This is a genomic window from Pseudomonas sp. Fl5BN2 (assembly GCF_009908205.1).
In the GTDB taxonomy this organism is placed as follows: domain Bacteria; phylum Pseudomonadota; class Gammaproteobacteria; order Pseudomonadales; family Pseudomonadaceae; genus Aquipseudomonas.
This window is the reverse complement of sequence record NZ_JAAARL010000019.1, coordinates 71,722-85,694: the sequence shown is the minus strand read 5'-3', so window position 1 is coordinate 85,694 and position 13,973 is coordinate 71,722. Positions and strand designations below refer to the sequence as shown.

General features: G+C 63.9%; 11 protein-coding genes. 6 read left to right on the top strand and 5 right to left on the bottom strand.

The window, feature by feature from the left end; translation table 11 throughout:
* Window positions 1-8: 8 nt before the first annotated feature.
* The 5 genes from pyrR to gshB all read right to left on the bottom strand — a co-directional run bounded on the left by pyrR (window position 9) and on the right by gshB (window position 3,736).
* A complete protein-coding gene (pyrR, locus tag GV819_RS24455; RefSeq protein ID WP_161758617.1) occupies window positions 9-515 on the bottom strand; it encodes a bifunctional pyr operon transcriptional regulator/uracil phosphoribosyltransferase PyrR in 507 nt (168 codons plus the stop codon).
* 119 nt (window positions 516-634) lie between these two features.
* The gene (ruvX, locus tag GV819_RS24450) at window positions 635-1,072 is read right to left on the bottom strand and encodes a Holliday junction resolvase RuvX (protein ID WP_161758616.1); all 438 of its coding nucleotides are present in this window, start codon (window positions 1,070-1,072) and stop codon (window positions 635-637) included.
* Complete coding sequence (locus tag GV819_RS24445; protein WP_161758615.1) at window positions 1,072-1,641, bottom strand: YqgE/AlgH family protein; 570 nt, start codon at window positions 1,639-1,641, stop codon at window positions 1,072-1,074. Before GV819_RS24445 ends, ruvX begins: the two co-directional genes overlap by 1 nt.
* Window positions 1,642-1,782: 141 nt before the next feature.
* Complete coding sequence (locus GV819_RS24440; RefSeq protein WP_161758614.1) at window positions 1,783-2,682, bottom strand: energy transducer TonB; 900 nt, start codon at window positions 2,680-2,682, stop codon at window positions 1,783-1,785.
* A 100-nt stretch (window positions 2,683-2,782) separates the two neighbouring features.
* The gene (gene gshB / locus GV819_RS24435) at window positions 2,783-3,736 is read right to left on the bottom strand and encodes a glutathione synthase (RefSeq protein WP_161758613.1); all 954 of its coding nucleotides are present in this window, start codon (window positions 3,734-3,736) and stop codon (window positions 2,783-2,785) included.
* A gap of 235 nt (window positions 3,737-3,971) precedes the next feature.
* Here gshB and pilG point away from each other — a divergent pair, with 235 nt between their 5' ends.
* From pilG to GV819_RS24405, 6 genes are all read left to right on the top strand, one after another.
* Entirely contained in the window at window positions 3,972-4,376 is a 405-nt protein-coding gene (gene pilG / locus GV819_RS24430) for a twitching motility response regulator PilG (RefSeq protein WP_161758612.1), read from the top strand.
* A gap of 57 nt (window positions 4,377-4,433) precedes the next feature.
* Entirely contained in the window at window positions 4,434-4,799 is a 366-nt protein-coding gene (gene pilH, locus GV819_RS24425; RefSeq protein ID WP_011064000.1) for a twitching motility response regulator PilH, read from the top strand.
* An 11-nt stretch (window positions 4,800-4,810) separates the two neighbouring features.
* Window positions 4,811-5,350, top strand: coding sequence for a chemotaxis protein CheW (locus GV819_RS24420; RefSeq protein WP_161758611.1), 540 nt, complete (start codon window positions 4,811-4,813; stop codon window positions 5,348-5,350).
* A gap of 140 nt (window positions 5,351-5,490) precedes the next feature.
* Complete coding sequence (locus GV819_RS24415; protein WP_161758610.1) at window positions 5,491-7,554, top strand: methyl-accepting chemotaxis protein; 2,064 nt, start codon at window positions 5,491-5,493, stop codon at window positions 7,552-7,554.
* Window positions 7,555-7,605: 51 nt separating this feature from the next.
* A complete protein-coding gene (locus tag GV819_RS24410) occupies window positions 7,606-13,518 on the top strand; it encodes an Hpt domain-containing protein (protein WP_161758609.1) in 5,913 nt (1,970 codons plus the stop codon).
* Window positions 13,511-13,963, top strand: a complete 453-nt coding sequence (locus GV819_RS24405; RefSeq protein WP_161758608.1) for a chemotaxis protein CheW — start codon at window positions 13,511-13,513, stop codon at window positions 13,961-13,963. The genes GV819_RS24410 and GV819_RS24405 overlap by 8 nt, the downstream gene beginning before the upstream one ends.
* Window positions 13,964-13,973 lie beyond the last annotated feature (10 nt).

Here is a 13,973-nt window from a genome sequence, read left to right as displayed (position 1 = left end):
AGGGCGAGTTAGAGGGCGAGGTCTTGGAGCTCGAGTTGAAGCGGCGCAGGACCGGACAATTTTACTCGCTCGTGGGCGGCCAGCGACAGGGTCGCGCCCACCACATTCGGACGAATCGGCAATTCACCGGCATCCAGGTCCAGCAGGCAGACCAGGGTCACGCTGGCCGGTCGGCCGTAGTCGAACAGCTCGTTGAGGGCGGCACGGATAGTCCGGCCACTCATCAGCACATCGTCGATCAGTACCAGGTGCTGGCCTTCGATCTCGAATGGCAGCTCCGAGGGGCGTACCTGAGGGTGCAGGCCGTTCTGGCTGAAGTCGTCGCGGTAGAAGGACACATCCAGGGTGCCCAGGGGCGAGTTGCTGCCCAGGGCTTCCAACAGGGCCTGGGCCACCCACACGCCACCGGTACGGATACCGATGAAGTGCGGCTCGCTGATGGCTCGCTTGGCCAGGTGGGCGTTGAGATCAATGGCCATCTGGCTGATCAGGGCGGCGGGATTGGGCAGACTCATGGTGGCTCCTTCGTGGGCTCGCGTCTGGTTGCCGGGCAGCAAGGCGCGGGGACTTACGGCGGGTGTTGGGCCAGGAGGCGCGCAGCCGAAGGGCCGCGCATCCTCAGGATTCGGGGTCTTCAGGTGTTCAACAGCGTGGCGTTTTCGTCGAGCCAGCCCTGCAGCAGCAGGGCCGCAGCGATGGCGTCCACCGGGTTGTCGCGGTAACTGCCTTTCTGGCCGCCCCGGGCCAGGCGTTCGCCCTTGGCCTCGAAGGTGGTCAGGCGTTCGTCGTGGGTATAGAAGGGCACATTGAAGCGGCCGTTCAGGCGCCGGGCGAATTTTTCGGCGCGTACGCACATGTCGCTGGGGCTGCCGTCCATGTTCAGGGGCAGGCCCACCACTACGGCGTCGGGCTTCCATTCATTGATCAGGGCTTGCACCTGATTCCAGTCGGGCACGCCATTCTGCGCCTTCAGGGTGCACAACTCGCGGGCCTGGCCAGTGATAGCCTGGCCCACGGCGACGCCGATCTGCTTGGTGCCGTAGTCGAAGCCGAGGATCAGTCGCAGGGCCATCAGGCGTGGCCCGCCTGGCTGGTGAGCAGGCTGAGGTTGACCCCCAGGTGCCGCGCGGCGGCTTCCAAGCGCAGTTCGCTGCTGGTGTTGAACAGGATGTCGGCGTCAAACGGGCAGGTCAGCCAGGCGTTGTCCGCCAGTTCGGCTTCCAGTTGCCCGGCTTCCCAGCCGGCGTAGCCCAGGGCGATCAGGCTCTTGGCCGGTCCCACGCCTTCGGCGATGGCGAACAGCACATCCTGGGAGGTGGACAGGGACAGGCCTTCGAGCTCCACCGTGGCCTGGTAGACCGGGCCGTTGGGGTGCAGGACGAAACCGCGATCGGTCTGCACCGGGCCGCCGCTGAAGATCGGCACATGCTGGCAGAGGATCGGCGGATCTTCGTCGGGGCGCAGTTGTTCAAGGATGTCGGCGAGGCTGAGGTCCTGCGGCCGGTTGATCACCAGGCCCATGGCGCCACTGGCGTTGTGCTCGACGATGTAGGTCAACGTCTGCGCAAAATTCGGGTCGGCCATATGCGGCATGGCGATCAGGAAGTGATGCTTGAGGTAGCTGGGGCTGACATTTTTCATGAGTACTAGTGTGGCGTTGGCGGGCCCGGCTGACAAGCGCAACCCTGTTGCAGGAGCTGGCTTGCCAGCGAAGGCGTCATCGAAGGTTGCGCAGGCCTGCGGGTCCCTTCGCCGGCAAGCCGGCTCCTACGGGAGGGCGGGTCAGTTGCTGGAAAGCTTGTCGCCCCGGGCGAAGCGCCAGGTGCGGATGATTTCCAGGCGATCAATGTCCGACAGGTCGCCGGTGAACGGGGCGAACGGCGCTGCCAGGCGCACGATGCGCTGGGCCGCCTGGTCCAGCAGCGGTTGGCCGGAGGACTCCAGCACCAGCACTTCATACAAGGAGCCGTCGCGGTTGATCGAGACCATCAGCCGCAGGTTGCCGTAGACCTGCTTGCGCCGGGCCTCTTCGGGGTAGTTGAGGTTGCCGATGCGCTCGACCTTCTTGCGCCATTCGTCCTTGTACCAGGCACCCTTGTCACGCATGGTCGAGGCGGCACTCATGCGGTGGATGCGCGGACGCTTGGCGTACAGCTGCTGTTCGTTGGCCAGTTCGGCTTCCAGGCTGGAAATCTCGCTGGACAGCTGCGAACTGTCGAATGTCGGGGTGTCGGCCTTGGGCGTCGGGTCTTTCTTGACCTCTTCGCGTTGGGTCACGGTCTTTTTCGGCTTCGGTGCGGTGGTGGCCACTGCCGCCTTGGGTGCGACTTCATTGACCTGCGGTTTGACCGAGGGCGGCGGCGTGACCTTTTTTACCGAGTTGTCCTGGAACGGCGCAACTTCGGTGGTCTTGGGAATGGCCTTCTTGTCCAGGGTGCCACTGCCTTGCTGGTTTTCCTGGGCGAGGAAATCGGCCTTCTTCGGCTTGGTTTCGCTCTTGAAGGTGGCCAGGGTGATTTCCAGGGTCTTGCTGATCTGCTGGGGCTCGGCAAAGGAGAAGCCCAGGCCGAGGATCAGCGCCAGGTGCAGGAGCGCTGCGAGGAACAGGGTAAAACCCAGGCGATCGGCCGCACGCACGCCGCTATGGGCAAGTTCGGGTGGCAGATCGGACGGGAGGCTCATCGGCGGTTCGACATCACAGGAGGCATCACAAAACCAACATCGCGGGTTTCACAGGCGGCGCATGATAACGCAATGTTGGTTTGTGCTTGGTTGTTCTACATCACTTGGCCTTGAGCTTCTGATCGATGGCATCCATCAGCAGTGCGCCGATGTTGGTGCCGAAGGCGTTGTCGATTTCGCGGATGCAGGTCGGGCTGGTGACGTTGATTTCCGTCAGGTGCTCGCCGATCACGTCGAGGCCGACGAACAGCAGGCCCTTGGCCCGCAGGGTCGGGCCGACCTGGGCGGCGATCCAGCGATCCTTGTCGCTCAATGGACGGGCTTCGCCGCGACCGCCGGCCGCCAGGTTGCCGCGGGTTTCACCGGCAGCGGGGATGCGCGCCAGGCAATAAGGGACCGGTTCGCCATCGATCATCAGGATGCGCTTGTCGCCATCCTTGATCGCCGGCAGGTAGGCCTGGGCCATGATCTGCTGGCTACCGAGCGCAGTCAGGGTTTCCAGGATCACCGACAGGTTCGGATCGCCAGCGCGGTGGCGGAAGATCGAGGTGCCGCCCATGCCGTCCAGGGGTTTGAGGATGACGTCGCCATGTGCGGCGGCGAATTCACGCAGCACGTCGGCACGGCGGCTGACCACGGTGGCCGGTGTGCACTGCGGAAACAAGGTGGCAAACAGCTTTTCATTGCAGTCGCGCAGGCTCTGAGGCTTGTTGACCACTAGCACGCCGGCGCTTTCAGCTTGTTCCAGCAGGTAGGTGGAGTAGACGAACTCCATGTCGAAGGGCGGGTCCTTGCGCATCAGGATCACGTCCAGATCGCTCAGGGGGCAGTCGATCTCGGCCTCCAGCTCGAACCACTTCTCTGGATTGGCGAAGACTTGCAGCGGACGCATGCGCGCCCGGGCGACTCCGGCGCCCTGGTACAGATCGCGCTGTTCCATATAGAAGAGGGTCCAGCCGCGCTCTTGGGCGGCCAGCAGCATGGCCAGCGAGCTGTCCTTCTTGTAGGAAATGCTGGCGATAGGGTCCATGACAATCCCGAGGCGAACGCTCATGGGTGGATTCCTTCAAAAAATGAGTAGGCGCAAGGCGAAAAAGTGGCGTCAGAGTGGCGCTGACAGGGGCCTGGGTCAAGGAAAAACCACTGCCTGGCGTGGTCCATAGATTGCAGGGGGGAGAGTGTGCTAAAAAGGCTCGCATGCCGGGCTGAGGCCTTGAAGTTCAAGGGTTTGGGGCGTTGGCCAGCAGTACCGGATTAAATCGATTCGCTGGGGCGATGGTAGAGCAGACATGGAACAGCATTCCAATGCCTTGAAGGTGATGGTGATCGACGATTCGAAGACGATTCGCCGCACGGCCGAGATGCTGTTGAAGAGCGTCGGCTGCGAGGTCATCACCGCAGTGGACGGTTTCGAAGCACTGTCGAAGATCGTCGATCATCATCCCGGAATCATCTTCGTCGACATCATGATGCCGCGGCTCGACGGCTATCAGACCTGTGCGCTGGTGAAGAACAACAGCGCGTTCAAGTCCATTCCAGTGATTATGCTGTCCTCCAAGGACGGTCTGTTCGACAAGGCCAAGGGCCGCATCGTCGGCTCCGACCAGTTTTTGACCAAACCCTTCAGCAAGGAAGAACTGCTGAGCGCGATCAAGGCCCATGTCCCGGACTTTGTTGCGCTTACGCCACAGTAGACACGCACAATGGCGTGCGGCCAGCGGGCTGCGCGCCACTATCGTATGGGGAAGACCATGGCTCGTATCCTGATCGTCGATGACTCGCCGACTGAAATGTACAAACTTACCGGCATGCTGGAAAAGCACGGCCATGAAGTGCTCAAGGCCGAGAACGGTGCCGACGGCGTGGCCCTGGCCCGGGAAGAAAAGCCCGACGCAGTGTTGATGGACATCGTCATGCCCGGCCTCAATGGTTTCCAGGCCACCCGCCAGTTGACCAAGGATGCCGAGACCAGCCATATCCCGGTGATCATCATTACCACCAAGGATCAGGAAACCGACAAGGTCTGGGGCACCCGCCAGGGCGCCAAGGACTACCTGACCAAGCCGGTGGATGAAGAGACCCTGATCAAGACCCTGAACAACGTCCTGGCCGGCTGACCGCCCGGGCCATGAGCGAATCCCAGACCGCCTTCGAACTGCTGCTGGAGATCGACCAGCGCTGTCGTCTGCTGGCCGCGGACCTGCCGTCCCAGGAAACCCGTCAGCAGAGCTGGAGCGGTATCGGTTTTCGCCTGGGGGAGCATTGGTACGTCGCCGCCATGGGCGAGATCAGCGAGGTCCTGCACGAGCCGCGCTACACCCTGCTGCCCGGGGTCCGGCCCTGGGTCAAGGGCGTGGCCAACCTGCGCGGGCGCCTGCTGCCGATCATGGACCTGTGCGGTTTCTTCGGTCATGAGTTGTCGCCCCTGCGCAAGCAGCGGCGAGCGCTGGTGGTGGAGTACAAGGAGCTGTTCTTCGGTTTGTTGGTGGATGAAGTGGCCGGCCTGCAACATTTTGCCCAGGACAGCCTGGAGCCTAGTCTCAGCGACTTTGCCGACGCCGCGATCTATCCCTACCTGCAGGGGCAGTTCCGTCGTGACCAGGTCTGGCAGGTCTTCAGCCCCTTTGCCCTGGCGCGTTCACCAGGGTTTCTCGAGGTGGCGGCGTGAGGGGCGCCCAGGCGCCATGGCAGCCCGTTTGCAGTGCCACGGGAAGCATGCGCCTCCCTGAATCAATCCATGCTGCCCGAGCGTTGCGTGCGCCCCGGGCCCCTTACGGCGGAACCACCCGCTCGCCACAGGCCTGATCGATGACCAAAGCCCAAACCGGCAAGCCCCTGGAAGGCTCCCGCAGTCGCTCGCAGATCATCGTGCTGTTCATCGCACTGATCGTGTTCATCATGCTGCTGTTCGCCAACTTCGCTTACCTCAACACCCAAGCCACCTATGACAAGCAGTACATCGGCCATGCCGGCGAGCTGCGGGTGCTGTCCCAGCGCATCGCCAAGAATGCCACCGAGGCGGCGGCGGGCAAGGCCGCGGCGTTCAAGTTGCTGGGGGATGCACGCAACGACTTTGCCCAGCGCTGGAGCTACCTGAAGAAGGGCGACCCCAGTACCGGTTTGCCAGGGGCGCCCATCGCCCTGCGCCAGGAAATGCGCGCGGTGCAGCTGGACTGGGAAAAACTGCTGAAGAACACCGACGCGATCCTCGCCAGCGAACAGACCGTATTGTCCCTGCATCAAGTGGCGGCGACCCTGGCGGAAACCGTGCCGCAGTTGCAGGTGGAGTACGAAAAGGTGGTCGAGATCCTGCTCCAGCGAGGTGCGCCTGCGGCCCAGGTGGCCATGGCCCAACGCCAGTCGTTGTTGGCCGAGCGAATTCTCGGGGCGGTCAACACGGTGCTGGCCGGCGACGAAACCGCGGTGCAGGCCGCCGACGCCTTCGGCCGTGATGCCGCCCGCTTTGGCCAGGTGCTTAACGGCATGTTGCAGGGCAATCCGGGCTTGAAGATCAGCCAGGTCGAGGACCCTGACGCGCGGGCCCGCCTGGCGGAGATTTCCGAGCTGTTCGAGTTTGTCTCCGGTTCCGTGGACGAGATTCTGGAAACCTCTCCCGAACTGTTTCAAGTACGTGAATCGGCGAGCAATATCTTCAGCCTGTCTCAGACCCTGCTGGACGAGGCCTCGCTGCTGGCCAGCGGTTTCGAGAACCTGGCCGGCAGTCGCAAGCTGGACACCATTGGCGGCTACGTCCTGGGGTTGCTGGCGCTGGCTTCGATTATCCTCATCGGCCTGGTGATGGTCCGGGAGACCAATCGCCAGCTGCAGGAAACCGCCGAGAAGAACGAGCGTAACCAGAACGCGATCATGCGCCTGCTGGATGAGATCGAAGACCTGGCGGACGGCGACCTGACGGTGACGGCCTCGGTCACCGAGGACTTCACCGGGACCATTGCCGACTCCATCAACTACTCCGTCGACCAATTGCGCGACCTGGTGGCCACGATCAACCTCACTGCCGGCCAGGTGGCCGGCGCGGTGCAGGAAACCCAGGCCACTGCGATGCAACTGGCCGAAGCCTCGGAGCACCAGGCCCAGCAGATTTCCGAAGCTTCCACCGCGATCAACGATATGGCCCAGTCCATCGATCAGGTGTCGGCCAACGCCGCGGAGTCCTCGGCGGTGGCCGAGCGTTCGGTGGAGATCGCCAACAAGGGCAACGAGGTGGTGCACAACACCATCCACGGCATGGACAACATCCGTGAACAGATCCAGGACACCGCCAAGCGCATCAAGCGCCTGGGCGAGTCCTCCCAGGAAATCGGCGATATCGTCAGCCTGATCGACGATATTGCCGACCAGACCAACATCCTCGCGCTGAACGCGGCGATCCAGGCCTCCATGGCCGGTGACGCCGGGCGCGGCTTTGCCGTGGTGGCCGACGAAGTGCAACGGCTGGCGGAACGTTCCTCGGCGGCCACCCGGCAGATCGAGACCCTGGTGCGGGCGATCCAGACCGACACCAACGAGGCGGTGATCTCCATGGAACAGACCACCACCGAAGTGGTGCGCGGAGCCCGACTGGCCCAGGACGCCGGTGTGGCCCTGGAAGAGATCGAGGGTGTATCCAAGACCTTGGCGGCGCTGATCCAGAGCATTTCCAACGCGGCCCAGCAGCAGACCTCCTCGGCCGGACAGATTTCCCTGACCATGAACGTGATTCAGCAGATCACCTCGCAAACCTCGTCTGGCTCGACTGCGACCGCCGAGAGCATCGGTAACCTGGCGAAAATGGCCAGTCAACTGCGCCGCTCGGTATCCGGCTTCACCTTGCCGGCCACTCGGGGCCCCGCGCCGAATGACAACCGTTGACGCTGAGAACCGGTAAACAGGTCCTGACATAAGGTTTTGACTGGAGTGGTTATGGTTGATCGGCATGACTATGTGGCCCTGGAATGGGTCAAGGGCGAAATTGCCGAAACCCTGAAGCTGGCGCATCAGGCGTTGGAGCATCTGGCGGACGACCCGCAGGCCCTGGATGCCCTCAGCCAGTGCCTGGAGGGCATTCATTTGGTCCATGGCAGCTTGCAGATGGTGGAGTTTTATGGCGCCGCGCTGCTGGCCGAGGAAATGGAAAAACTCGCCCTGGCCCTGCAGGAACAACGGGTAGCCCAGCGTGACGAAGCCCTGCGCCTGCTGCGCCAAGCCATCAGCCAGCTACCCCAGTACCTGGATCGGGTGCAGAGCGCACGGCGCGACCTGCCGCTGGTAGTGCTGCCGTTGCTCAATGACCTGCGCAGTGCCCGGGGTGAAAGCCTGCTTTCGGAAACCAGCCTGTTCAGCCCGCAACTGCCGCGCTTGCCGGCGCTCTCCGACAAGGCCCTGGCGGCCTTGGAGCCCCTGGAGTTCCCGACCCAGTTGCGCAAGCTGCGGCATATGCTGCAGACCGCTTTGGTAGAGCTGTTGCGGGAGCAGGACGACGAAACCAGCCTGGGCTACATGGCCAAGGTCTTCGAGCGTCTGGAGGCCTTGTGCCAGGACGCGCCGTTGGCACCCTTGTGGCATATCGCCTCGGCCCTGGTGGAAGGCATGCGCCAGGACGTCATTGCCAACAGCCCGGCGGTGCGCAGCCTGCTCAAGGACGCCGACAAGGAACTCAAGCGCCTGCTGGAGCAGGGCATGCCCGGCATCAACCAGCCCGCCCCCGACGAGTTGCTCAAGAGTCTGTTGTTCTATATCGCCAAAGCGCGCCATCCCACCCCATTGATGCTGACCATGAAAGAACGTTACGGACTGGATGACGCGTTGCCCGATAGCGCAGTGGTCGATGAGGAGCGGGCACGCATGGCCGGCCCCGACCGCGATGCCATGCGCTCGGTGCTGGCGGCGCTGTGCGATGGCCTGGTGCGGGTCAAGGAGCGCCTCGACCTGTTCGTGCGCAGCGATCGTCAGCACGCCAGCGACCTGGACGGCCTGCTGTCGCCGCTGCGGCAGATCGCCGACACCCTGGCGGTGCTGGGGTTCGGCCAGCCGCGCAAGGTGATCATCGACCAGTTGGCGGTGGTCCAGAGCCTGGCCCAGGGCCAGCGCGCGCCGGACGATGCGGTGCTGATGGATGTAGCCGGGGCCTTGCTGTATGTCGAGGCGACCCTGGCCGGGATGGTCGGCACCGTGGAGCCGGAAAGCCGTGAAGACAGCCGCCTGCCTACCACCGACCTGACCCAGATCCACCAACTGGTGATCAAGGAAGCGCGGGTCTGCCTGCAGCAGGCCAAGGACCTGATCGTCGAGTACATCGAGGCCGACTGGGAGCCCGAGCAGTTGGTTTCGGTTCCGGAGTTGCTGACTCAGGTGCGCGGTGCCCTGGCGATGATTCCGCTGCCGCGTGCGGCCAGCCTGATGGAGGCCTGCAATCAGTTCATCATCGAGAAGCTGTTGCTGGAGCAACGCCGCCCGGATTGGCAGCGACTGGATCATCTGGCCGACGTGATCACCAGCCTGGAGTACTACCTGGAGCGCTTGAGCGAAGATCACGAGGCGCCGGGAGAGAAGATTCTCGATGTCGCTGAAGCCGGTCTGGCTGCCCTCGGCTATGTACCGGTGGCACCGGTGCTGCTGGATCATGCCCTGAGCCCCAGCCCAGCCCAGGTAATGCAGGATTCGCAGGCACTGGATGAGCCTCAGGCAGAGCAATCCCTGGCAGAAGTGCTGGCGGTGCCGGTGTCGGCCCTTAACCCGCCAGCCTTGATCACTCCGGGCAGCCTGCTGCCGCCACCGGTGGACGAGGAACCGGTGGACGAGGAACTGCGGGAGGTCTTTCTCGAGGAAACCGAGGAAGTGCTGGAGATGCTCCGCGAGTATCTGCCGCGCTGGGCCGCCGATCCCCAGGGCAAATCCGCCTTGAGCGAGTTGCGCCGGGCCTTCCATACCCTCAAGGGCAGCGGACGCATGGTGCGCGCGCTGGTGCTTGGAGAGCTGGCCTGGGCGGTGGAGAACCTCCTCAACCGGGTACTGGAGCACAGCGTGGCCCCCAGTGACGAAGTCCAGCAACTGGTGGCCGATACCCTGGCGTTGCTGCCGGAGCTGATCGCCGAATTCGCCGCCCAGGCCCAGCGCCAGCGCGATGATGTCGACCGCCTGGCGGCGCGTGCCCATGCCCTGGCCAATGACGCTAAAGGCTCCGCAAGCGTGCCCGCCGAGGAGGCGGTCCTGGATCCGCAACTGCTGGAGATCTTCCGCAGCGAAGCGCAGACCCACCTGGACAGCATCAACCGCTTTCTCGACCAGGCTGCCGAGCACGTACCGCTGCAAGCCAGCGACGAGCTGCAACGGGCCCTGCACACCCTCAAGGGCAGTGCTTCCATGGCCGGGGTGCTGCCGATCGCCGAGCTGGCCGGCCCCTTCGACCAATTGGCGCGGGAATACCGGGCGCACCTGATCCCTCTGGATCTGGACGAAGTGGAATTGCTGCTGGAGGCCGAGGGCCTGCTGCGTCGCGGCCTGCGCCAACTGGACAGCGACCCGCTGGCGCCCATCGATGGCGCCCGCGCCTTGGCCGGTCGCGCCCTGGCCCTGCTGGGCGAGCGTCTGGATACCCTGCTCAGTGCCCCGGACAGTGCGTCCCGGGCCAAGCGCGATCCACAACTGATCAACAACTTCCTGGCCCAGGGCATGGACATCCTGCTGGACGCTGAAAATCTGCTGCGGCGCTGGCAACAGCATCCCGGCGAGCGCCAGGAACTCAGCGCCCTGCTGGACGAATTGACCACCCTTGGCGAAGGCGCGCACCTGGCGGACCTGCACCCGGTGGACGCGTTGTGCGAAGCCTTGCTCGACCTGTACGGCGCGGTGGAGGAGAGCAGCCTGGCGGTCAGCGAGCGCTTCTTCGATGAAGCCCAGAGTGCCCATGAAGCCTTGATCAACATGCTCGACGAACTGGCGGCGGGCCAGGAAGTCAGCCCGCGCGCGGATCGGGTCCAGGCCTTGCGCGAGTTGCTGGGCGAAGGCCTTGATCCGTCCGCCACAGGCCTGATCAGGAGCGATGGCAGTCGCACCCTGAGCATCACCGAACTGGGAGCGGCCACTGCGCGGCTGGAGCAGGCTCCTGAGCATCCGGGGGCGGACGAGGAGATCGTCGAGATCTTCCTCGAGGAGGCAGTGGATATCCTTGAAAGCGCCGACCAGGCCCTGCAGCGCTGGCTGGCGGATCCTGAAAACGGCGCACCGCTGTCGTCCCTGCAACGGGACATGCATACCCTCAAGGGCGGTGCACGAATGGCCGAAGTGGCTCCGGTGGCCGAGTTGGCCCACGAGCTGGAGTCGCTCTACGAGGGATTGGTGGACCGGCGCTACAACCACAGCCCGCACCTGGGCCTGCTGTTGCGCGGCAGCCATGAACAGTTGGCGCTGCTGTTGGAGCAGTTGCAGGGGCAGCGCTCCCTGGATGATTCCCGGGCCCAGGTCGATGCGGTTCGCGCTTATCGACAACAGACCGGCAACTCCGTGGAGCTCCCCCAGAGTGCGACGCTGGAGGACAGCTCGGCCCAGGACCCGGAGCTGCTGGAGATCTTCCTCGAAGAAGGCTTCGACATCATCGACAGTTCTGCCGCAGCGCTGAGCCGTTGGCAAGCCGAGCCCCAGGCGCGACAGGAAGTGGAAACCCTGCTACGGGACCTGCATACCCTCAAGGGCGGCGCGCGGATGGTGGAAATTGCCCCCATCGGCGATTTGGCCCATGAGTTGGAGTTCCTCTTTGAAGGCCTGTCCGCCGGCTTGCTGCAACCCAGTCCGGCGCTGTTCACCCTATTGCAGAAGAGCCACGATCGCCTGGCTCAGATGCTCGATGCTGCCCGGGCCGGACAACCTATCGAGCCGGCGCAGAAGCTCATCGATGCCATCCACGACCTCAGCCACCCGCGTGTGCCGTCGACTTCCAATGTGGAAACGCCGTTGCCGGCGAGCAAGCCTGAACCTGTCACGCCTGCTCCGGAGGCCACGGCGGCCGGGGACATGGTCAAGGTATCGGCGGAGCTGCTGGATGACCTGGTGAACCTGGCCGGGGAGACTTCGATCTTCCGTGGTCGTATCGAGCAGCAGGTCAACGATGCCCGGGTCACCCTGAGCGAGATGGAAACCACCATCGAGCGCATGCGTGACCAGTTGCGCCGCCTGGACACCGAAACCCAGGGGCGGATTCTCAGCCGCCAGCAGGTGGAGGCCGAGCGCCTCGGCTACGAAGAGTTCGACCCGCTGGAAATGGATCGGCATTCACAACTGCAGCAGCTGTCCCGAGCGCTGTTCGAATCGGCTTCGGACTTGTTGGACCTCAAGGAGACCCTCGATCGGCGCAACCACGACGCCGAAAACCTGTTGCAGCAGCAGGGGCGGATCAACACCGAGTTGCAGGAAGGCCTGATGCGCACGCGCATGGTGCCTTTCGAACGCATGGTGCCACGGCTCAAGCGCATCGTTCGCCAGGTGGCCGAAGAGCTGGGCAAGAAGGTGGAGTTCGTGGTCGGCAATGCCGAAGGGGAAATGGATCGCAACGTCCTCGAGCGCATGGTCGCGCCTCTGGAGCACATGCTGCGCAATGCCGTCGATCACGGCCTGGAGTCCGCCGACGTGCGCCGTGCGGCGGGCAAGCCGGAGCAGGGGAGGATCACCCTCGACCTGTCCCGGGAGGGCGGCGACATGATTTTCGACATGCGCGACGACGGCGCCGGGGTGCCCCTGCAAGCCGTGCGCAACAAGGCCATCAAGCGTGGCCTGCTGGACCCACAGGCACAGCTCAGTGATCGTGAGGTGCTGCAGTTCATCATGCAGCCGGGGTTTTCCACGGCCGAGAAGATCACCCAGATCTCCGGGCGCGGGGTGGGCATGGACGTGGTCCATGAAGAGGTGCGCCAGCTGGGCGGCAGCATGAGCATCGACTCGATTGCCGGGCAGGGCGTGCATTTTCGCATCCGCTTGCCGTTCACCGTCTCGGTCAACCGAGCGCTGATGGTGCAATGCGCCGACGAGCAGTACGCGATTCCGTTGAACACCGTGGAGGGCATTGTCCGGGTCTTGCCGGGAGAGCTGGACGCTTATTACCCGCTCGATCCGCCGCGCTATGAATACGCCGGCCAGCGCTACGAGCTGTGCTATCTGGGGGAGTTGCTGCACACCGTGCCACGGCCGAAACTGCTGGGCCAGGTATTGCCGTTGCCGGTGCTGCTGGTGCACTGCAACGAGCAGCGGATTGCGGTGCAGGTGGATGCCACCTTCGGTACCCGGGAGATTGTGGTCAAGAGCCTGGGGCCGCAATTCGCCGCGGTCCAGGGTTTGTCCGGGGCGACCATCCTCGGCGATGGCCGGGTGGTGCTGATTCTCGACCTGCTGGCGCATATCCGCGCGCAGCAGGCACTGACGCCAGTACCGCGAGTTGCCGGGGAGGAAGTGGTTGGCGAGGCAGAACCGACACGGCCGATGCTGGTGCTGGTAGTGGACGACTCGGTCACCGTGCGCAAGGTCACCAGCCGCCTGCTGGAACGCCACGGGATGAACGTGCTCACCGCCAAGGATGGGGTCGACGCCATGGCGTTGCTGGCCGAGCACACCCCGGACCTGATGCTGCTGGACATCGAGATGCCGCGCATGGACGGTTTCGAAGTGGCGATCCAGGTACGCAACGACCCTCGATTGCAGCACTTGCCGATCATCATGATCACCTCGCGTACCGGTCAGAAACACCGCGACCGGGCCATGGCCATTGGCGTCAACGACTACCTCGGCAAGCCCTATCAAGAGTCGGTGCTGCTGGAAAGTATCGCCCTGTGGAGCAAGACCCATGCTTGAACACCGATCCAGCAGCCTGACCGGGCTGTTGCTGCCCCTGGCCGACCGCACCCTGATCCTGCCCAATGTCGCGGTGGCCGAGCTGATCGATTATCAACAGGGCGCCTTCGACCTGGACTCGCCGCCCTGGTACCTGGGACGGGTGCTATGGCGTGAGCGGCAGATTCCCCTGATCAGCTTCGAGTCGGCCTGTGGCGGCAAGACAGTGATTGGCGAGCGTGCGCGGATCGTCGTGCTCAATGCCCTCGGCGGGCGCCCGGAGTTGAAGTTCCTGGCCTTGCTGGTGCAGGGCATTCCCCGCTCCTGCAAGCTCGACAGCCAGTTGAGCTATGTCGATGTGCCCCTGGCGCCGCTGGAGAAAGCCGCGGTGCAAGTGGCCGAGCAAGTGGCCAAGGTGCCGGATCTGCTGGCGCTGGAGGAGTTGCTGGTGGCGGCGGGTGTTTAAATTTTTGGGT

Bases quoted from the DNA above. Each gene is read 5' to 3' on its own strand.
- GV819_RS24420 (WP_161758611.1), top strand. From the start codon at position 4,811: ATGAGCGAATCCCAGACCGCCTTCGAACTGCTGCTGGAGATCGACCAG.
- pilG (WP_161758612.1), top strand. From the start codon at position 3,972: ATGGAACAGCATTCCAATGCCTTGAAGGTGATGGTGATCGACGATTCG.
- GV819_RS24410 (WP_161758609.1), top strand. From the start codon at position 7,606: ATGGTTGATCGGCATGACTATGTGGCCCTGGAATGGGTCAAGGGCGAA.
- pyrR (WP_161758617.1), bottom strand. From the start codon at position 515: ATGAGTCTGCCCAATCCCGCCGCCCTGATCAGCCAGATGGCCATTGAT.
- pilH (WP_011064000.1), top strand. From the start codon at position 4,434: ATGGCTCGTATCCTGATCGTCGATGACTCGCCGACTGAAATGTACAAA.
- GV819_RS24415 (WP_161758610.1), top strand. From the start codon at position 5,491: ATGACCAAAGCCCAAACCGGCAAGCCCCTGGAAGGCTCCCGCAGTCGC.
- gshB (WP_161758613.1), bottom strand. From the start codon at position 3,736: ATGAGCGTTCGCCTCGGGATTGTCATGGACCCTATCGCCAGCATTTCC.
- ruvX (WP_161758616.1), bottom strand. From the start codon at position 1,072: ATGGCCCTGCGACTGATCCTCGGCTTCGACTACGGCACCAAGCAGATC.
- GV819_RS24405 (WP_161758608.1), top strand. From the start codon at position 13,511: ATGCTTGAACACCGATCCAGCAGCCTGACCGGGCTGTTGCTGCCCCTG.
- GV819_RS24445 (WP_161758615.1), bottom strand. From the start codon at position 1,641: ATGAAAAATGTCAGCCCCAGCTACCTCAAGCATCACTTCCTGATCGCC.
- GV819_RS24440 (WP_161758614.1), bottom strand. From the start codon at position 2,682: ATGAGCCTCCCGTCCGATCTGCCACCCGAACTTGCCCATAGCGGCGTG.